Here is a 19,683-nt window from a genome sequence, read left to right as displayed (position 1 = left end):
GAAGCTTGCTTGAAAAATCATGGCTTCCAGTTGGCGAAATTCCGGAACAGTTGCAGGCCGTTGTCTGCGCTTTTCTCAGGATGGCATTGCAACGCAAAAATATTAGCGTTTGCTATCGCCGAGGTAAAGCGTTGGCCATAGTGCGTCGAACCACAAGTTTGATCTATATGCAGCGGATCGACAAAGTAGCTATGTACAAAGTAAAAGAACGCGCCATCTTCAATACCAGCCCATAAGGGATGATCCTGAGTCTGGTGTACGCGGTTCCAGCCGATATGGGGCACTTTCAGCCCGGAGCCGGAGGCGTGGTCGCTGCTTTTGTAGTTCGGGCCCTCAAAACGGCGTACCTGGCCGGGAATCAGACCTAAACAGGGGACATTGCCTTCCTGACTGGAATCGAACAGCATTTGTTCGCCTACGCAAATGCCCAATAAGGGCTTGGTGCGGGCGGCTGTCAGCAAGGCATCGCGCAAACCGGATTGGTCCAGGTGGGCCATGCAATCGGGCATGGCGCCCTGGCCGGGTAAGACAACCCGGTCCGCATCCAGAATGGCTTGAGGGGTTTGAGCAAGAATGATGCGCGCGTCAGGTGCGGCGGCATGCAGTGCTCGGGCAACCGAGAAGATGTTGCCCGAACCGTAATCGACAATAGCGATAGTGGTCACGATGTGTGTCCGAAGGACGTTTACAGAACCCCTTTGGTCGAAGGCACCACGCCTTCGCTACGTGGGTCCAGCTCCAGAGCCATGCGCAATGCTCGGCCAAAGGCTTTGAACACGGTTTCGCACTGGTGGTGTGCGTTTTCGCCGCGCAGGTTATCGATGTGCATAGAAACCAGGGCGTGATTCACAAAACCCTGGAAAAACTCGCGTGCCAAGTCTACATCGAACTGGCCGATTCGTGCGCGGGTAAAGGGCACAAAATAAAACAGGCCGGGGCGACCGGAGAAGTCCACCACTACGCGCGACAGCGACTCGTCCAAGGGGACGTAGGCATGACCGTAACGGCGCAGACCGGCTTTGCTGCCTACGGCCTTGGCAAATGCCTGGCCCAGCGCAATGCCGATATCTTCGACGGTATGGTGATCGTCGATGTGGGTATCGCCCTCACAGTGCACGTCCAGGTCAATCAGACCGTGGCGGGCGATCTGGTCCAGCATGTGGTCCAGAAAGGGCACACCGCTGTTGAGCGAGTGACGGCCGGTGCCGTCCAGGTTAACGGCCACGCGGATGCGGGTTTCATTGGTATTGCGGGTAATCTCGGCGGTACGCATATCAGAGCCGGCGGCAAGGCCGGTATCAGGATTGGTTCAATCGGAATTGCGCGCTGGCAGCGTGGGCGTACAGCCCCTCGCCTTGAGCCAGCGTAGCGGCTATAGGTCCCAGTGTTTGGGCGCCTGATTCTGAAACCTGAATAATGCTGCTGCGTTTCTGGAAATCGTAGACGCCCAAGGGTGACGAGAAACGCGCAGTGCGTGCCGTCGGCAGGACATGGTTAGGCCCGGCACAGTAATCGCCCAGCGATTCAGAGCTGTAGGGGCCCAGGAAAATGGCGCCAGCATGGCGGATTTTGCCCAACAGGTCCTGGGCGTTCCGGGTAGAGACTTCCAGGTGTTCCGGCGCGATATGGTTGCTGATCCGACAGGCCTCGTCCAGATCACGGACGTGGATCAGAGCACCCCGGCCAGACAGGCTGCGACGGATGATGTCCGCGCGTGGCATGGTGGGCAACAGGCGTTCGATAGCGGCTTCAACCTGATCCAGGAAGTTCGCATCCGGGCACAGCAAGATGGCCTGGGCCAGCTCGTCGTGTTCGGCCTGGGAGAACAGGTCCATGGCCACCCAGTCGGCAGGAGCACTGCCGTCGCTGATGATCAGGATTTCGGAGGGGCCGGCAATCATGTCGATGCCAACCACGCCAAAGACGCGGCGCTTGGCAGCGGCCACATAGGCGTTGCCGGGACCGACAATCTTGTCTACCGCAGGAATGGTGTCCGTACCGTAAGCCAACGCGCCTACGGCTTGTGCGCCACCAATGGTGAACACGCGATCGACACCGCCCAGGGCGGCAGCGGCCAGTACGATGGGGTTGCGCACGCCATCGGGTGTAGGCGTGACCATGATCAGTTCAGGAACACCGGCCACTTTCGCGGGGATGGCGTTCATCAGAACCGAAGAGGGGTAAGCGGCCTTGCCACCGGGAACATACAGTCCCACACGGTCCAAGGGGGTGACTTGCTGGCCCAGCACGGTGCCGTCGGCTTCCGTGTAGGTCCAGGTTTCAGTGCGCTGGTGCTCGTGGTAACGGCGCACGCGCTCGGCGGCCTGTTCCAGTGCCTTGCGCTGATCGGCAGGCAGGCTGTCCAGAGCCGCAAACAGTTCTTCCTTGGAGATTTCCAGTGCCGAGGCCTGTTCAACAGCCAGGCGGTCAAAGCGCTGGGTGTAATCCAGCAAGGCCGTGTCTCCCTCATGCTGGATACGATGCAGAATCTCGGCACAAGCGTGCTCGATAGATGCGTCTTCAGACGCTTCGTAAGCCAGTAGCGTGCGCAGTTCGGCATCGAACTGGGCGGATTGGGAGGTCAGGCGATGGATCAGTGACATGTCGCTATAGGAAAAAGCTAAGGTTCAAGGGCCAGTGTATAACATTTCGCTTAGGCAAAAGGCGGTCTGCGCCTTTTGAACAAGCAGGATTGTCAGGCTGTTTGCCCCTTGCAGGAAGAAGGGGTGGGTTTACTCGTCCAGCGAAGCGCGCGAGAAAGCGTCGATCAGGGGTTGCAGCTGTGCGCCACGGTTTTTCATGGCGGCCTGATTGACGATCAAACGCGAGGAGATGGGGGTGATGTCTTCCACTTCCACCAGCTTGTTCGCACGCAGGGTGCCGCCGCTGGAGACCAGGTCCACAATGGCGTCGGCCAGACCGACCAGCGGGGCCAGCTCCATGGAGCCATACAGCTTGATCAGGTCCACATACACGCCCTTGCTGGCGAAGTGCTCGCGAGCCGCACGGGTGTATTTGGTGGCAATACGCAGGCGAGAACCTTGCTTGACAGCCGAATGGTAGTCAAAGCCTTCGGCCACGGCCACGCACAGGCGGCAACGGGCAATGTTCAGGTCCACAGGCTGGTACAGACCGCCGGGGTGCTGTTCCATGTGCTCGTACAGCACGTCCTTGCCGGCAATCCCGATATGGGCGGCACCGTATTGCACGTAGGTCGGCACGTCGGTGGCACGCACAATAATCAGGCGCAGGTCCGGATTATTGGTGGACAGGATCAGTTTGCGCGACGTTTCGGGGCTTTCCAGCACCTTGATGCCTGCCTCTTCCAGCAAAGGCAGGGTTTCGTCGAAAATCCGGCCTTTGGACAAGGCCAGCGTCAGAGGTTGATTTAAACCGGCGGGACTCATTAGGTTTCCTTGCTGCTGATTCGCTCGATGTTGGCGCCGACGGCCTGAAGCTTGGCTTCCATGCGGTCGTAGCCACGGTCCAGATGGTAGATGCGTTCGACGGTGGTGTCACCCCGAGCAGCCAGACCCGCAATGACCAGGCTGGCCGACGCACGCAGGTCGGTTGCCATGACAGTGGCGCCAGTCAGGTAGGGTACGCCGGTAACGACGGCCATATGGCCTTCGATATCAATCTGTGCACCCAGGCGGTTCAGTTCCTGTACGTGCATGTAGCGATTTTCAAAGATGGTTTCCACGACCGAGGCAGTGCCGTCGGCGATGGTGTTCAGTGCCATCAATTGAGCCTGCATGTCCGTAGGGAAACCGGGGTATTCGCTGGTGCGGAAGCTGACTGCCTTGGGGCGACCATTCATGCTGGCTTTGATCCAGTCCGGGCCGGCTTCAATCTGCAGACCGGCTTCGCGCAGCTTGTCCAGCGTGGCGCCCATGGCGTCAGCATCGGTATTGCGCAAGGTCAGTTCGCCACCCGTAGCGGCAACGGCGCACAGGAATGTACCGGCTTCGATACGGTCGGGGCAGATGGTGTGTTTGGCACCGTGCAGGCGCTCGACCCCGTCAATGACGATACGGTCGGTACCGTGGCCCTGGATCTTGGCACCCATTTTGATCAGCAGTTCGGCCAGATCAATAATTTCCGGTTCGCGGGCTGCGTTTTCCAGAATGGTTTGGCCTTCGGCCAACACAGCCGCCATCATCAGGTTTTCGGTGCCGGTAACCGTCACCATATCCGTGCGCACCACGGCACCACGCAAGCGTTTGGCGCGGGCATTCACAAAGCCGTGTTCGACATGGATTTCTGCTCCCATGGCGGCCAGGCCCTTGATGTGCTGATCCACAGGGCGTTGACCAATGGCGCAACCACCGGGCAGGCTGACGCGGGCCTCGCCAAAGCGGGCCAGCAGGGGGCCCAGCACCAGAATGGAGGCGCGCATGGTTTTCACCAGTTCGTAGGGCGCTTCCAGATTGGTGATGTTGCCTGCATTCAACTCCAGCGTGCCATTGCGTTCCTGGGTGACACCTAACTGACCCAGGAGCTTCAGGGTGGTGTCGATGTCACGCAGGCGCGGGACATTGTCCAGGTACACCGTGTCGGCAGTCAGCAGACTGGCGCACAGAATGGGCAGGGCAGCGTTTTTGGCGCCAGAGACGGTGATCTCGCCATTCAGGCGTTGTCCGCCCGTGATGCGTAATTTATCCATTCGGATTGGCCTTGTATTCGTCGGGGGTAAGCGTGCGCATGGACAGGGCGTGGATTTCGGCTTTCATCCGGTCGCCCAGGGCTTTGTAAACCAGTTGGTGACGCGCAATCAGGCGTTTGCCTTCAAAGGCGGTGCTGACGATCAGGGCCTCAAAGTGCGAACCGTCGCCTTGCACTTGCAAGTGTTCACAGGGCAGGTTGTCGGCAATGTATTGGTGAACTTGTTCGGGGGTCGGCAACATGAAATCAATTCCGTAATTTATAGCCTGAGGCAAGCAGGCGTAGCGAAATCAGACACAGCGCAACAAAGACGCTGGCGACAACGGTCAGGCTGAACCAGGGAGAAATATCCGAGGCGGCAAAAAAACCGTAGCGGAACCCGTCAATGGTATAGAGCAACGGATTCCAGTGTGAAACAGTTTGCCAAAACGGCGGCAGGCTATGAATCGAATAGAACACACCCGACAGGAATGTCGCGGGCATGATCAGGAAGTTCTGGAACGCGGCCAGTTGGTCAAACTTTTCAGACCACAGTCCGGCGATCAGACCCAAGGTGCCCATGATGCCGCAAGACATGACGGCAAACACCAATACCCATAAGGGCTTGGCCACGGGCAGGGACACGAAGAACAGGGATACCAGCCAGACACAGAGGCCTACACAGACGCCACGGGCGATGGACGCCAGCAGATAGGCGGCGAAGATTTCGCGGTGCGAAAGCGGCGGCAGCAGGATAAAGACCAGATTGCCCGTGATGCGGCTTTGAATCAGTGATGAGGAGGGGTTGGCAAAGGCGTTTTGCAACATGCTCATCATCATCAGGCCTGGAATCAGGAAGGCGGTGTAGGGCACGGAGTCGTATACCGTGACGCGACCTTCCAGCACGTGGGCGAAAATCAGCAAATACATCAGCGCCGTCAGTACGGGCGCTGCAATGGTCTGAAAGCCCACTTTCCAGAAACGCATCAGCTCCTTACGCAGCAGCGTGGGAAAGCCCGAACCCATCTTGGGCTGCGGGGGCAGGCTTAAGGTACCGATCTTGGTAGCGGGGGCGTCGGTGTTTTGGGGCACGCCCCAGTGTTTGGGAGAGTTGTTCTGGCTCACAGGGCGACTCCCATTTTTCCTTCGTTGTGCATGATGCGCACAAATGCATCCTCCAGATCGTGGCCGCCTGCACGCTCCATAATGGCTTGCGTGGTATCCAGGGCGACGATCTTGCCACTTTTAAGCATGGCCAGGCGACCACAGAGGGCCTGGGCTTCTTCCAGATAATGGGTAGTCAGCAAGATGGTGTGGCCTTGTTGATTCAGGCGAATGATGAACTCCCACAGCGTGCGGCGCAGGTCCACGTCCACACCGGCAGTGGGTTCATCCAGAATAATGACAGGGGGGCGGTGCACCAGTGCCTGGGCGACCAGAACGCGGCGCTTCATGCCGCCGGACAAGGCGCGCATGTTCACATCGGCCTTGTCGCTCAGGGCCAGATTGGCCAGAATTTCGTCGATCCAGTCGTCATTGTTTTTCAGGCCGAAGTAGCCCGATTGCAGACGCAAGGTTTCACGGACGGTGAAAAAGGGATCGTAAACAATTTCCTGTGGCACCACGCCCAGCGATTGGCGGGCTTTCTGGTACTGGGTGCGCACATCGTAACCACAGACACTGACCTGGCCGCTGGTGGGCCGGGTCAAGCCGGCCAACATGGAAATCAGGGTTGTTTTGCCGGCGCCGTTAGGGCCGAGCAAGCCAAAAAATTCACCATGTTCAATAGTCAGGCTGACCTGATCGACGGCCAGAAAACCGGCATCGGAACGGGGAGGGGAAAACAGGCTTTTGAGTCCCCGGCTTTGGGGAGCGAAGCGTTTGCTGACGTTATCGAGTTTGAAGGCGGACATGGCAATTTGGGTTGGCCTGACGCGGGTGTGGCGGTGGAAGTCGTCGCGGTAGCGTCTTTGTTAACTAAACAGGCCTACGCATGGGCGTAGACCTGTTTGGGGGTGATCAGGCTCTTTATTATAGAGTACGACTCTGGTCTGCTTAGGAAAGCCCGACCAAAGCGACCGTGCTTGCCACGGCCTGTCTTAGCTGTTTTGCTTGTTCAGCGCCTGAATCAGGCCATCAATGCCACCTTGCTCAATTTGCTGGGCAAACTGGTTGCGGTAGTTTTGAATCAGCCAGATGCCTTCCACGTTCAAGTCGTAGATTTTCCAGCCTTCCGGTGTTTTTTCCAGGCGGTAATCCACGCCAACCGGGCCGCCGTTGGGCTGGGTCAGCGAGGAGCGTACAACCACATCGTCCGCATTGGCATCGCCACGGAAAGGCAGAATGGTCAGCTGGGTCTTGTCATCCACACGGGACAAGGCACCGCTGTAGGTGCGAACCAAGGTGCCCTTGAACGCGTCCACCAGCTTCTGACGCTGTTCGGGGCTGGCTTGACGCCAGTAGCGGCCCGCGGACAGGCGCGTCGTCTTTTCCAGGTTCACGTAAGGCATGATGTTTTCGTTCACGGCAGCCAGGATGGCAGCGCGGTCACCCTTGCGGATGGCGTCGCTTTCCTTGACCACTTGTAATGCCTGATTACCGACCGATTCAACAAATTTGTTGGGTTCGCCTTTCGGGTCAGCGGCTTGGGCTTGCGCGGCCACCGCATGCAAACACAAGGCCAACACTGCACAGGCGGTCAGGATCCAGGAAATCAGGCGAGAGGGAGAGGACTGCAAAGCAGTCCCGCCCAAGGCGGGACGGGAAATCATAAAAAAACTCCAGATGAGTGTTCTGCGGGCAGGGCGTTTTATTCGTCTGCGTCCGAGTAGTCAGGCAAATCCTGGCTAGTGTCGCCACCGGTACGGCGGGCTTGCACCAACGCATGGCGTCGTTGCAGGTAAGCGTCGCGTATGAAGCTGTAGCGGTCAAGGGCGATGTCGTTAACAAGTTTTTCTGCGTCCAGCACGCCAGCGCGGGCATCCAGAGCCCACAGGCCCATGATGCTGTTGCGTACGGGTACATCCTTGATGGCCATGATCGGGCCAGTGGACGAGAAGCCTTCCAGGAAGCTGGTGCCGCGTGCCACACCGTCACGAACGGTGCTGGGGCCCAAGAAGGGCAGAACCACGTAAGGACCAGATTTGATGCCCCATACACCCAGCGTCACGCCAAAGTCGTTGGGGATGCGCTTGGAGCCGTTCATGGTGGCAACGTCGATACAACCGCCCAGACCCATGGTGGAGTTGAACAGGACGCGACCCAGGGTGTTGAAGAAGTCGACGTGCTCGCCTTGCAGGAAGCTGTTGACGGCCGACCAGGCATCACCCAGGTTGTTGAAAATGTTACTAATACATGTGCGCGCAGGCTGCGGGGTCAGCGCGTTATAGCCTTCTGCAATCGGTTTGATCAGCGCGCCGTCCACGGTTTCGTTAAAGGCGTAGATGCCACGGTTCATGCCTTCCCAGGGATCTTGGGGGTTGGGGTTGGGCACGCTGGCGCAACCAGCCACAAGCGCAGCACTGGCACCGATCAGGCTCAAACGGACTCCACGAGGCAGGGAGTAAGAGCGGCGAGTTGTTGTATTCATGATTGTGTCGTCTGTAATGAGCATGAGCTGGCGGTTTACTACTCCGATTTGGAGCCGCCGTCACTGGAGGCTGTGTTGTAGAGGAACTTGCTGATCAGTTCTTCCAGCACAACCGCGCTTTGTGTATAGGTAATGGTGCTACCGCCTTGCAGGTCCTTGTCGTCGCCACCGGCAGTCAGGCCAATATACTGTTCACCCAGCAGGCCGGACGTCAGGATGGAAGCGGAGGTATCGACAGGAAACTTGTAGTGCTCATCCATATCCAGGGTAACCACGGCCTTGAAGTCCTGATTGTCAAAACCAATGGAGCCGACCCGGCCAACGACCACACCACTGGCCTTGATAGGCGCACGTGGTTTCAGACCACCCAGATTATCGAACTTGGCCGATACCTGGTAGGTTTTGGCAAAGGAAAAAGAACTGAGGTTACCCGCACGCAGGGCCAGGAATGCCAGTGCGACCAGCCCCAGCAAAACAAACAGGCCAACCCAGAAATCGGTTTTCTCGCGATTCATAGCTGAGCAATTCCTAAATAGTTAACTGAACATAAGGGCGGTGAGCAGGAAGTCCGTGCCCAATACCGCCAAAGCGCCGCTGACGACCGTGCGTGTGGTCGCGCGAGAAACGCCTTCGGGCGTGGCCTTGGCATGCCAGCCCATATACAGCGCAATCAAGGTCACGATCAGGCCAAATACCAGGCTTTTGATCACGCCGTTGAGTACATCATCAATGACATCGACGCCGTTTTGCATTTGCGACCAGAAAGCGCCGGCATCAATGCCGATCATCTGTACGCCGACGATATAGCCACCCAGGATGCCGACCATGGAGAACACGGCGGCCAGAATGGGCATGGCGATAATGCCGCCCCAAAAGCGCGGCACCAGCAGGCGGCGCAAGGGATCTACCGCCATGACCTCCATGGCGGCAATCTGTTCACCAGCCTTCATCAGGCCGATTTCAGCGGTCAGCGACGTGCCGGCCCGGCCCGCAAACAGCAGGGCGGTGACGACTGGCCCCAGTTCACGCACCAGGGACAGGGCGACCAGCAGGCCCAGAGCTTCTTCGGACCCATAGCGGTTCAGTGTGTAATAACCTTGCAAGCCCAACACAAAACCCACGAACAGGCCGGAAACGGCAATGATCAGCAGCGAATAGTTGCCAATAAAGTGGATTTGCTGGGAAATCAGACGCGGGCGACGCCACAACAGCGAGGATCGGGCCAGCAAGGCCACAAACAGGCGGCTGAAGGCACCCAGGCCGTAAATGCTATTGCGGATGGCCGCGCCTAGCGCACTAATCGGGGCAGTAATGAAATTCATGAGCGCGTCGTCCGGTTCTGCAGCCAGGCTTCAAAAGCCGGGGTGACGGGGTAGTTAAAGGCGATAGGGCCGTCGGGTTCGCCACGCAGGAACTGCTGCACGTAGGGGTCCTGGGAAGCGCGCAGCTCGGTGGGCGTACCTTGAGTCAGCAAACGTCCTTGACCAACAATATAGACTTGGTCGGCAATGGCAAAAGACTCGGCTACATCGTGCGTAATCAGTACCGAGGCGCAGTTCAGGCGGTCTGTCAGGTCGCGAATCAGTTGTGCGGTAATGCCCATGGAAATAGGGTCCAGACCGGCAAAGGGTTCGTCGTACAGAATCAGCTCGGGCTCCAGCACAATGGCCCGAGCCAGGGCAACCCGGCGAGCCATACCGCCAGAAATTTCATTGATGCCCAAATGGGCCGCAGCGCGCAGGCCAACGGCGTCCAGCTTGTCCAGTACACGGTCCTGAATGGCGGCTTCGGAGTCGTTTGTCAGCTCTCGCAGGGGGAACGCCACGTTTTCAAATACGTTCAGGTCAGTAAACAGGGCGCCCTGCTGAAACAGCACCCCCATGCGTTGACGCGTCTGGCGTAGGGCCTCGCCGTCCAGCTTGGCCAAGTTCTGGCCAAAAACCGTAACAGTCCCTTTCTGAGCACGAATTTGTCCAGTAGCAGCACGCAGAAGTGTTGTTTTTCCGGAACCGGAACCCCCCATCATGGCGACGACCTGGCCTTTCTGGACGCTCATGGATACGTCCGCCAGCACGGTAAAGGCACCATAGCCCAGCGAGGCGGAGTCCAGATTTAGTACGGCTTGGTCAGTATTTACAGCCATGTCGCGGGCAAAAGGGGGTAAAAGGACCTGCTATTGTACCGCTTGCAGCTCTGGCGGCTCAATGTCTTGCGCTTTCTGGAGGCGGGATCCTGACGTTTTCATGGTCTTTTTTGTGACTCTTGATACAGCCCCTTACTTCCGGTCGAGTTCAAGCGTCAGGTGGGCCTTTTTATGTGTCAAATTTGTTTTAGATAACAGGTTGTATCAAGGCGAACAGCAATCCGCCTCCTGCCAGCAGCCATAGGGGGTTGATGCGGCTAAGCAGCAAAATGGCCGTACAGGCCAATGCCGTCCCCCAGGCCCACAGTCCACCTTGAGCTGCCTTCAGAATTGTGCCGCTGGCCGCCAGAATCATCCCGGCGGCTATGGGCAGCAGCCCGATTTCGATGGCGCGGATGAGGCGTGTGCCTTCATAGCGTTTCCAGATCGTCGCCAGGTAATAGATCAATAGTGCGGAGGGCAGAAAAATGGCGATGGATGCGGCCAGGGCCCCGGCCCAGCCTGCGGCTTTCCAGCCGACCAGGGTGACCAGCAGGGACTTCGGGCCAGGTGTCAGGCGTGACAGGGCGAACAGATCCAGAAACTCCTGATTGCTGAGCCAGCCATGGATTTCCACCGACTGCCGGTGAATTTCCGGAATGATGCTTTGCCCGCCACCAATGGTCAGAAAGGACAGGGGCGCGAACACGCGCATGAGCTGGAGCAGCACCGTGATCATGATTGCTCCACCGCTTTATCCCCAAGCTGCAGCCAGGCGTACCAGACGGACAGTGGCGCACAGATCAGAATAACGGGGATCAGGCTCCATTCCATGACGAAAATGCCAACAAAAACCGCCAACATGATCGCAATTGGCACGATTCCGGTGGCTGCGCTGCGTGCCGAGCGTACGCCCATTTCAAGCGACAGGCCGATGGCTGCGGCGGCAATCCCGGCCATGACCTGAGGCACCAGGGTAGAGCCCGTCAGTTGTTCCAGACCAATCAGCATGAAAATGGCCAGGAGCAGCGGGGGGAGCACCATGCCCAGTGTGGCAACCAAAGCCCCCGGTCCGGCCAGCAGTCGGTAACCAATCCAGATAGAGAGATTCACCACATTGATGCCGGGCAGTGCCTGGGACAGAGCCAGGCCGCTAAGAAAGTCTGCCTGACTCATCAGGCGTCGCTGGACGACAAACTCACGCATTAACCAGCCACTCAAGCCCCCGCCAAAGCTGGTCAGGCCAATGCGGGCAAAGATCAGAAATAGAGCGCTCAGGGATAAAGGGGCAGCTTCTTGAGACCGGGTCATAGAGCAATGAAGGCGGATAGGGCTCGTCAAAAGTGGAAGTTTGAACATTCTGGCATACAAATTAAGCCGTTTTTGCCCTCTTGTGCGCTCGGGTAGGGGGCTGATTCTTCTTGCTGGAGCTGCGGGGGGCCTTTATCGGCAAGAAAACGGCCGTCGGGCAGGGGTTGCTCAAATTTTTTTCTATCCCCAAGCGCTGCTTATTTGTTTGAAATATTTAAAGATAAAAATTAATTAAAGTGAGCGCAAAAATTAAATAAAAAATGAATTGAAATAAATAAGAAAAGAATAAAAAAAATAACTTGAAACCATGTGTGATGCCCGCTTTAGGGGGCGGGTGCTTTCGGCTGCTAATGAAGGGTGTAATGAGCTTTTTATGGGTTCAATCTGTTGAAATAAAAGAGATTGAAACGATCGTTTGAATTTATGATTGCTTGTTGGAGCGGCTGAACAGGCCGATCCGGATCCAAACATGGACAGTTTCATGAAGATGGATTTGATCTATGCCCATCTTTGATTGAAAATAAAAAAGACTTTATGGTCTTAAAACCGGTTGTGCGTGTACGATTATTCGATTGCCTCGCATCGTAGAGCGTCCGTTTGGGACCTTATGCTGCGTGGGGTTTCAGTTTCCTGGAGACAAACCTATGACATCTAGTTCAGCCAGTGCAGTGACGGGCAGTGCCCGTACCTTGCGTCGGGTCGCCGTGTGCGGCGCCGGCGTCATGGGCGCGCAAATTGCCGCCCATTGCGTGAACGCAGGCATACCAGTAGTTCTGTTTGATCTGCCCGCCCGCGAGGGGCCAAAAAATGGCATCGCTATCCGTGCCATTGCCAATCTGCGCAAAATGAATCCTGCTCCCTTGGGTACGCCAGACCTGGCAGACCTGATCGAGCCCGCCAACTACGACGACAATCTGGACCGTCTGGCCGATTGCGATCTGGTGATCGAAGCCATTGCCGAGCGTCTGGACTGGAAACAGGACCTGTACCGCAAGATCGGGCCAGCACTGAACCCGAACGCCATCATCGCCAGCAACACGTCTGGCCTGTCCATCACTTCCCTGGCAGACGTTTTGCCTGAAGCGCTGCGCCCACGTTTTTGCGGCGTGCACTTTTTCAACCCACCACGCTACATGAGCCTGGTGGAGCTGATCCCCACGAAGTACACCCAGCCCGAGCTGCTGGATGTTCTGGAAACTTTCCTGGTATCGCAGCTGGGCAAAGGCGTGGTTCGTGCCAAAGATACCCCCAATTTCATCGGTAACCGCATCGGTGTTTTTGGCATTCTGTCCGTGTTTGAGCAGGCTCGCCGTTTCTCCCTGACTTACGAGCAGGTTGATGAATTGACGGGCACTCGTCTGGGGCGCGCCAAATCGGGTACTTACCGTACTGCTGACGTGGTTGGTCTGGACACGTTGGCACACGTGATCCGCACCATGCAGGATCAACTGCCCGATGACAGCTTCAAAGCACACTTTGGCCTGCCCCCAGAAGTGCAGGGCCTGATTGATGCAGGCGCTTTGGGTCAGAAGACCGGCGCCGGTTTCTTCCGCAAGAAGGGCCGTGAAATCCAGCGTTTTGACGCTCAGCAGCGCGATTACGTGGCCGCTGACCAGAAAATCGATCCCGATGTCGCCGCCATTTTGGCCGTACGTGACCCGGCTGAGCGCCTGCGCCAGCTGCGTGAGTCCGACAAGCCTCAGGCTCAATTCGTGTGGGCGGTGCTGCGCGACACCTTCCACTACAGCGCCATTCATCTGCAAGACATTGCCGACAACGCCCGTCAGCTGGACCTGGCCTTGAAATGGGGTTTTGGTCACAAGCAAGGCCCGTTCGAGATCTGGCAGGCTGCCGGATGGCGTCAGGTGGCCGAGTGGATCAACCAGGATATTCAAGACGGCAAGACATTAAGCAGCCAGCCGCTGCCAGACTGGGCGACTCGTGGTCCTGTGTGGGAAGCGCAAGGCGTACATACCGCTGCCGGTTCCTGGAATCCGTCGCAAAGCCGCTTTGAAGGCCGTAGCGATCTGCCCGTTTACCTGCGTCACATTGGCACGCCGTTGCTGGTGGGCGAGGTTGATTCTCTGGAAACCACTACGGTTTTCGAGGATGAATCGGTACGCTGCTGGACGCTGCCCGCACCGCACCCACAAGATGTGCTGATCGTGTCTTTCAAGACCAAGATGCACACGCTGAGTCCCGGTGTGGTCAATGGCATGTTCAAGGCAATTGAACTGGCCGAAGCCTCGTACCAGGCTCTGGTGGTGGCTCAGGATGGTGATCCATTCTCCGCAGGCGCTGACCTGAAAGCCATTTTGCCCGTGTTCGAGAAAGAAGGCGTGGCCGGCGTTGAGCCTGTAGAGCGCGCCATGCAGGACATGGTTCTGCGTATCCGTTACGCCCAGGTGCCTGTAGTGGCTGCGGTTGCCGGTCTGGCTTTGGGTGGCGGTTGCGAACTGGCTGTGCATTGCGCGCACCGCGTTGCTCACTTCGAGTCCTACATTGGTCTGGTTGAAGTGGGTGTGGGTCTGGTTCCAGGCGCAGGTGGTCTGGCTTACTCGGCTCGTCGCTCGGCTGAACTGCAAGCCATGGGTGCACCTGATGCCCCGCTGCTGGCTTACCTGAAGCGCTTTGCACTGGCGATCGCCAGTGCTCAGGTGTCGCGCTCCGCTCTGGATGCCCGTCAGCTTGGCTTCCTGAAAGAGTCCGACACCATCGTCATGAACCGTCAGGAACTGGTTTACGTGGCCGTTCGTCAGGCACAGGCTCTGGCCAGCGCCGGTTGGCGTGCTCCATTGCCACGTCGCTTCCCGGTTGCCGGCCGCGATGGCATCGCCACGCTGAAAGCGCAACTGGTGAACATGAAAGAAGGTGGTTTCATCTCGGAATATGACTTCCATATTGCCGAGAAGGTCGTAACCGTGATCTGCGGGGGCGATGTGGATCCAGGCTCGCTGGTGGATGAAGCATGGATGATGGCGCAAGAGCGGCAGGCTTTCCTGGAGCTGCTCAATTCCCCCAAGACCCAGGAACGTATTACTGGGATGTTGACCACTGGCAAGCCAGTGCGTAACTAGAGCGGATCAAGGAGTAGACATGACTGTACAACAAGCTTATATCGTCGCTGCCAAGCGTACGCCCATCGGAAAAGCGCCTCGCGGTGTGTTTTCGTCCTACCGCCCTGACGAGCTCTTGGCGGAAGCCATTCGCGGCATGCTGGCCGATGTACCGAAACTGGACCCTGCCGCCATTGAAGAAGTGGTAGCCGGTTGCGCCCTTCCTGAAGGCCCGCAAGGTTTTAACGTTGCGCGTATTTCTGCCTTGCTGGCAGGCCTGCCGCACACCGTGGCCGGGATGACCGTCAACCGTTTCTGCGCCTCGGGTTTGAGCGCCATTGCGATTGCTGCCGACCGTATCCGTACGGGCCAGGCAGACATCATCGTGGCGTCGGGCGTGGAGTCCATGAGCCAGGTGCCGGTAATGGGCGTGAACACCACGTTCAGCCCCGAGATTTTCGCCTCGGACGAGAACTACGGTATTGCCTATGGCATGGGGCTGACCGCTGAAGAAGTGGCGCGTCAGTGGAAAGTGTCCCGTGAAGATCAGGATGCGTTTGCCCTGGCTTCGCACCAGAAAGCCGTCAAGGCCTGGGAATCGGGCGAGTTCACGGGCGAAGTTCTGCCTGTGACGGTGACACGTCGTCAACCGAACCTGAGCACTCAGGAAATCTCCGTCAAAACCCAAGTGGTTGATCGTGACGAAGGTCCACGTCCTGATACCAGCCTGGAAGTGCTGGGCAAGCTGCGTCCTGTGTTTGCTGCGCGTGGCTCGGTCACGGCCGGCAACAGCTCGCAGACGTCGGACGGGGCAGGTGCCTTGCTGGTTGTTTCCGAGCGTGCCTTGCGCGAGCACAATCTGACGCCGCTGGCCCGTTTTGTGACCTTCTCGGTTCGTGGCGTGCCTCCGCAGATCATGGGTATCGGTCCTAAAGAAGCCGTGCCTCATGCGCTGGCCTTGGCCGGTCTGAAGCAAGATCAGATGGACTGGATCGAGCTGAACGAAGCCTTTGCTGCTCAATCTCTGGCGGTGATCCGTGATCTGGGCCTGGACCCCGAGCGCGTCAACCCGCTGGGTGGCGCTATTGCCATGGGTCACCCGTTGGGTGCAACCGGTGCCATGCGTGCCGCCACTGTGGTTCATGCCTTGCAGCGTCGTCAGCTGAAATACGGCATGCTGACCATGTGTATCGGTACAGGCATGGGCGCTGCCGGGATTTTCGAGCGCACATAATTTCCGATCTGCTGCTGTTTCTATCGTTGCTGGACAAAGCCGCCTTCGGGCGGCTTTTTTATTGGCTCTCCCTTGTATCGGTGGGTAATAGCGCAATACGTGTAAGCAAATTTGGTTAAAACCCGCTAAATGTCAAAAAAGTAAAGTTTTGTTGTTGTCATAGAGTAGACATGGGCTCGCGCCATAGTCCTTTTCATTGTGTTGAACAGCTCACACGGAGGATGTATGGGATTGCCCTCGCGCATGGTGTCCAGCCTGCACGTTCCCCCCTTGTTCTGGCAAGGACAGGTCAAGGCCCGTCTGGAGTCGGGACAGCTTGAGGTCGACTGCGGCGAGCGCTGCTGGATTGTGCCGCAGGCCGTCAGTTGCCTGGTGCAGCCGCAAGTGGGCGACAAGGTCTGGGTAGGCGGTGCCGATGGCGAGCAGGCCTATGTGTTCGCCGTGCTGGAGCGGCCCCAGGGCGGGGCTTTGCATCTGATTGCTGAGCAAGGCTTGCATGTGCAGGCTGCACAGGGTGGCGTGCATATTCAGTCCGAGGCAGACCTGACTTTGCAGGCAGGCGGCCATTTGCGCCAATCCGGCCGGGAAATGAGCCTGACGGCGGGCACATTGCGGATCTTGTCGCGGGTTCAGGAAACCGTGGCGGATCGCTTGTCCCAAGTGTGCAATCACGTATTTCGTCTGACTGAAAAAGAGGAGCGTTGGCGTGGGGGCCGCATGGATGTGCAGGCCCAGCATCAAATGCGTTTGCATGCCCGCCATACCTTGATGACCGCTCGCGAGCTGGTCAAAGTCGACGCTGACCAAATCCATATGGGGTAAGCATGCTGACAGAACGTCTTGTACAAGTGCATAGCCCGTTGGGGCCGGAAGTCTTGCTGTTCCAGGCTCTGCAGGGTCGAGAAGCCTTGTCACAGCCCTTTGAATTGCAAGTGGACGTGGTCTGCAATACTCCCTTGCTGGATTTGCGCAGCTTGCTGGGCGAGTCCCTGAGCCTGGAAATCAAAACACCTTTTGCGGTGCCACGTTTTCTGGATGGCCGCATCAGTGCGTTTCGCTTGATGGGTAAAACTGGCCGCAGCGACCGCTTCTACACCTACAGGGCCACCTTGCGCCCCTGGCTCTGGTTCTTGAGCCAGAACATGGACAGCCGGATCTTTCAGGAAAAGACCGTGCCCGAGGTCTTGCAGGATGTGCTGGGCCGCTACCCCTTTGCCTGGGAGTCGCGCCTGACGCAGGACTACCCGCGCCAAACCTATTGCGTCCAGTATCAGGAAAGCGATTTTCAGTTCGTTAGCCGCTTGATGGAGCGCGAGGGGATTTACTACTGGTTCGAGCATCGCAATGGTGCCCATACCCTGGTGATGGCTGACGATGCCGGTCAACACGCGGCTGCACCCTGGTTGTCTGAGCTGCCCTTTGTTTCCCCCGACCGGGTGGCGCATCCTGATGTCGAGCACATTCACGCCTGGCACCCGTATGAGCAAGTCACTCCGGGTCGCTATGCGACAGCTGACTACGACTATTGCAAGCCGGGAGCCAGCCTGGACGCTACACGCAGCAACCCGGCTGAACACGCCTTGGGTGATCTGGAAGTCTACGAATGGGCCGGTGGTTATACCGAGCCTCAACACGGCGAGCATTACTCCCGCTTGCGGCTGGAAGCCTTGCAGGCGGTACGCAGTCAGGCACAGGCCCAGACCAATGCACGCGGTGTCGCGCCGGGCTATTTGCTGTCCGTGCGCAATCATCCACGTCCCGAGGACAACCGAGACTATCTGGTGACCCAGGTCGATTACGACTTTCTGGATGTAGGCCATACCGGCGAGAGCGGCATGGCCAGCCATTACTTCATTGATTTTCTGGTGATCCCGTCCAGCCAGCCCTATCGCCCTTTGCGACGCACACCTATTCCGCGTACCTACGGCCCGCAAACCGCCAAGGTGGTGGGCAAGAGCGGCGAGCAGCTGTGGACCGATCAATATGGCCGTATCAAGGTTCAGTTCCTGTGGGATCGTTACGGGCAGGCTAATGAAAACAGCTCCTGCTGGCTGCGCGTTTCCAGCCCGTGGGCAGGTGGCGGCTTTGGTGGCATTCAGCTGCCCCGAGTGGGCGACGAAGTGATTGTGGACTTTCTGGGGGGCGACCCGGACCGGCCCATTGCCGTTGGCCGCGTGTATAACGCCAGTAATATGCCGCCCTGGAACTTGCCGGACAATGCCACACAAAGCGGTTTTTTAAGCCGCTCCAAGGACGGCGATCCGAGCAATGCCAACGCCTTCATGTTCGAGGACAGAGCCGGGCAGGAGCGTATCTGGCTGCATGCTGAGCGCAATCTGGATACGGAAGTCGAGGGTGACGAAACCCATACCGTCGACGGTAACCGGACTACTGTGGTCACAGGCCACGATACCTTGAGCGTCATGGCAACCCGCACGACAACGGTGCAGGATCTGGAAACCGAGACCTTCAATAGCGGGGTCGTACGAACAGTCATCGGGGACCTGGTTGAAACCATAGAAGGTGAGCAGACCCGAACCCACACCGGCGATGTGACGCGCACCGTGACGGGCAATGTCACCGATACGCTGACGGGCGATCTGACCCGAACCATCACGGGTGATGTCACCCATACCGTCACCGGCGAGGTCACGGATTTAATTACCGGCACCCGCGACTCCACCCAAACCGGTGACTACGCCCGCACGATTACTGGCGCGGTGGACTACACCGTGACCGGGGATGTCAAAGAAACCGTTACGGGTGATGTGGATCTGACCACTACCGGCAATGTCACCGACACCCTGACCGGCAATCTGACCAAAAGCATTTCCGGGCCCGTGGACATCACCGCCTCAACAGGCGTGAATATCACCACGCCCAGTTGGAAGGTGAATGTCACGGGTATTGAAAAGTGGTGGATCCCGCATACCGAGAAGGTGACGGGCTTTCGCCTGAACGGCACGATTTCCTCTCTGGATGCCTGGGGTATCCGGGCACAGGGCTATCTGGTCAATTTTCAGGCTGCCGTCATGAAGATGGACCACTCGGCCTTCAAGGACGAGAAAGCCTACGCCGCCATCAAGACCAGTGCGGTGTACCTGGGCAAGCAGGCAGTGCGCGTCGGCAGTTCGGCGCTGCGTTTGGCCAAGTCCGGCTTGCACATCTTTTTTTAAGGACGTCCACGACGATGTTGGGACAGATTATGTGGATGGCTTTCAGCGCCTTGATGGGGGCCATCATGATTTCGATTGGTATTGCCCTGGAATGGCGAGATTGGCTGCCTTATCTGGTCATCTTGCCCATGCTGATCGCAGTGGGCGGTTTTGTGGCCGGATACAGAGGCTTTATTCGTTACTGGCGTGCCCGTCCTGAAGAGCTCTTGTATCAGCGTCTGCATCGTGCCGAAGTCGTCCCCCAACAGGCAATGATCGTCTCTCAGGATGAACTGCTGCCAGAAGTCTTCAAATCCGCTTATCCGCTGGTGCGTCTGGGCCTGGACGTGGATGGCCAGAAAACCCATGTGGATGTGCTTGTACAGCCCGAACTGAACAAGCGATTCAAGGCGGGTAATTGGGTCAGCGTACTGTGCGATCCGGCCAATGCTCAGCTGTGCGCTCTGAACCGCGAACAGGTGACCTTGCAGCTGAAACCCGCCGCCAACTCCTATGGGGATTGATTGATGGTGGCGCTGGTTTTGCAGTTGATCGGGGATGACCCACACGCT

General features: G+C 57.8%; 20 protein-coding genes. 5 read left to right on the top strand and 15 right to left on the bottom strand.

All coding sequences use genetic code 11. From position 1 onward, the window contains the following. Window positions 1–17: 17 nt before the first annotated feature. The 15 genes from hisH to CPY64_RS16070 all read right to left on the bottom strand — a co-directional run bounded on the left by hisH (window position 18) and on the right by CPY64_RS16070 (window position 11,666). The gene (hisH, locus tag CPY64_RS16140) at window positions 18–665 is read right to left on the bottom strand and encodes an imidazole glycerol phosphate synthase subunit HisH (protein ID WP_042485734.1); all 648 of its coding nucleotides are present in this window, start codon (window positions 663–665) and stop codon (window positions 18–20) included. A 20-nt stretch (window positions 666–685) separates the two neighbouring features. After that, window positions 686–1,273 (bottom strand): imidazoleglycerol-phosphate dehydratase HisB, encoded by a 588-nt coding sequence (gene hisB / locus CPY64_RS16135; RefSeq protein ID WP_009455482.1) that lies wholly within the window; start codon window positions 1,271–1,273, stop codon window positions 686–688. 25 nt (window positions 1,274–1,298) lie between these two features. Further along, on the bottom strand, window positions 1,299–2,603 hold the full coding sequence (gene hisD / locus CPY64_RS16130; protein ID WP_042485738.1) for a histidinol dehydrogenase: 1,305 nt from the start codon (window positions 2,601–2,603) through the stop codon (window positions 1,299–1,301). Window positions 2,604–2,732: 129 nt separating this feature from the next. Then, window positions 2,733–3,407, bottom strand: a complete 675-nt coding sequence (hisG, locus tag CPY64_RS16125) for an ATP phosphoribosyltransferase (RefSeq protein WP_042485741.1) — start codon at window positions 3,405–3,407, stop codon at window positions 2,733–2,735. After that, window positions 3,407–4,666 (bottom strand): UDP-N-acetylglucosamine 1-carboxyvinyltransferase, encoded by a 1,260-nt coding sequence (murA, locus tag CPY64_RS16120; RefSeq protein ID WP_042485744.1) that lies wholly within the window; start codon window positions 4,664–4,666, stop codon window positions 3,407–3,409. Before murA ends, hisG begins: the two co-directional genes overlap by 1 nt. Next, window positions 4,659–4,907 (bottom strand): BolA family protein, encoded by a 249-nt coding sequence (locus CPY64_RS16115; RefSeq protein ID WP_009455487.1) that lies wholly within the window; start codon window positions 4,905–4,907, stop codon window positions 4,659–4,661. The genes murA and CPY64_RS16115 overlap by 8 nt, the downstream gene beginning before the upstream one ends. 4 nt (window positions 4,908–4,911) lie before the next feature. Continuing rightward, window positions 4,912–5,670 (bottom strand): ABC transporter permease, encoded by a 759-nt coding sequence (locus CPY64_RS16110; RefSeq protein ID WP_042486095.1) that lies wholly within the window; start codon window positions 5,668–5,670, stop codon window positions 4,912–4,914. Between the two features lie 95 nt (window positions 5,671–5,765). Continuing rightward, on the bottom strand, window positions 5,766–6,557 hold the full coding sequence (locus CPY64_RS16105; RefSeq protein WP_009455490.1) for an ABC transporter ATP-binding protein: 792 nt from the start codon (window positions 6,555–6,557) through the stop codon (window positions 5,766–5,768). A gap of 186 nt (window positions 6,558–6,743) precedes the next feature. Next, window positions 6,744–7,415 carry an MlaC/ttg2D family ABC transporter substrate-binding protein gene (locus tag CPY64_RS16100; RefSeq protein ID WP_042485746.1) on the bottom strand — a complete coding sequence of 224 codons (672 nt, stop codon included), beginning with the start codon at window positions 7,413–7,415 and terminating at the stop codon, window positions 6,744–6,746. 38 nt (window positions 7,416–7,453) lie between these two features. Continuing rightward, on the bottom strand, window positions 7,454–8,233 hold the full coding sequence (locus CPY64_RS16095) for an MlaA family lipoprotein (protein ID WP_042486097.1): 780 nt from the start codon (window positions 8,231–8,233) through the stop codon (window positions 7,454–7,456). Between the two features lie 38 nt (window positions 8,234–8,271). After that, a complete protein-coding gene (mlaD, locus tag CPY64_RS16090; RefSeq protein ID WP_026483643.1) occupies window positions 8,272–8,748 on the bottom strand; it encodes an outer membrane lipid asymmetry maintenance protein MlaD in 477 nt (158 codons plus the stop codon). Between the two features lie 21 nt (window positions 8,749–8,769). Further along, on the bottom strand, window positions 8,770–9,555 hold the full coding sequence (gene mlaE / locus CPY64_RS16085) for a lipid asymmetry maintenance ABC transporter permease subunit MlaE (RefSeq protein ID WP_042485749.1): 786 nt from the start codon (window positions 9,553–9,555) through the stop codon (window positions 8,770–8,772). Further along, entirely contained in the window at window positions 9,552–10,376 is an 825-nt protein-coding gene (locus tag CPY64_RS16080; RefSeq protein WP_042485752.1) for an ABC transporter ATP-binding protein, read from the bottom strand. Before CPY64_RS16080 ends, mlaE begins: the two co-directional genes overlap by 4 nt. Before the next feature lie 187 nt (window positions 10,377–10,563). Next, on the bottom strand, window positions 10,564–11,094 hold the full coding sequence (locus CPY64_RS16075; protein WP_042485755.1) for a chromate transporter: 531 nt from the start codon (window positions 11,092–11,094) through the stop codon (window positions 10,564–10,566). Continuing rightward, window positions 11,091–11,666, bottom strand: a complete 576-nt coding sequence (locus CPY64_RS16070) for a chromate transporter (RefSeq protein ID WP_026483647.1) — start codon at window positions 11,664–11,666, stop codon at window positions 11,091–11,093. The genes CPY64_RS16075 and CPY64_RS16070 overlap by 4 nt, the downstream gene beginning before the upstream one ends. 644 nt (window positions 11,667–12,310) lie before the next feature. Here CPY64_RS16070 and CPY64_RS16065 point away from each other — a divergent pair. The 5 genes from CPY64_RS16065 (at window position 12,311) to CPY64_RS16045 (ending at window position 19,635) form a co-directional block, all read left to right on the top strand. Further along, window positions 12,311–14,743 (top strand): 3-hydroxyacyl-CoA dehydrogenase/enoyl-CoA hydratase family protein, encoded by a 2,433-nt coding sequence (locus tag CPY64_RS16065; RefSeq protein ID WP_080723770.1) that lies wholly within the window; start codon window positions 12,311–12,313, stop codon window positions 14,741–14,743. Between the two features lie 19 nt (window positions 14,744–14,762). Next, complete coding sequence (locus CPY64_RS16060) at window positions 14,763–15,956, top strand: acetyl-CoA C-acyltransferase (protein WP_042485757.1); 1,194 nt, start codon at window positions 14,763–14,765, stop codon at window positions 15,954–15,956. A 225-nt stretch (window positions 15,957–16,181) separates the two neighbouring features. Further along, complete coding sequence (locus CPY64_RS16055) at window positions 16,182–16,778, top strand: DUF3540 domain-containing protein (protein ID WP_042485759.1); 597 nt, start codon at window positions 16,182–16,184, stop codon at window positions 16,776–16,778. A gap of 2 nt (window positions 16,779–16,780) precedes the next feature. Further along, complete coding sequence (locus tag CPY64_RS16050; RefSeq protein ID WP_042485763.1) at window positions 16,781–19,132, top strand: type VI secretion system Vgr family protein; 2,352 nt, start codon at window positions 16,781–16,783, stop codon at window positions 19,130–19,132. Window positions 19,133–19,146: 14 nt separating this feature from the next. After that, window positions 19,147–19,635 (top strand): hypothetical protein, encoded by a 489-nt coding sequence (locus tag CPY64_RS16045; RefSeq protein ID WP_042485767.1) that lies wholly within the window; start codon window positions 19,147–19,149, stop codon window positions 19,633–19,635. Window positions 19,636–19,683: the final 48 nt, after the last annotated feature.

The organism is Alcaligenes faecalis, assembly GCF_002443155.1.
Taxonomy (GTDB): Bacteria; Pseudomonadota; Gammaproteobacteria; order Burkholderiales; family Burkholderiaceae_B; genus Alcaligenes; species Alcaligenes faecalis.
Note: the sequence above shows the minus strand (reverse complement) of the source record. Positions and strands in the feature narration are given on the sequence as shown.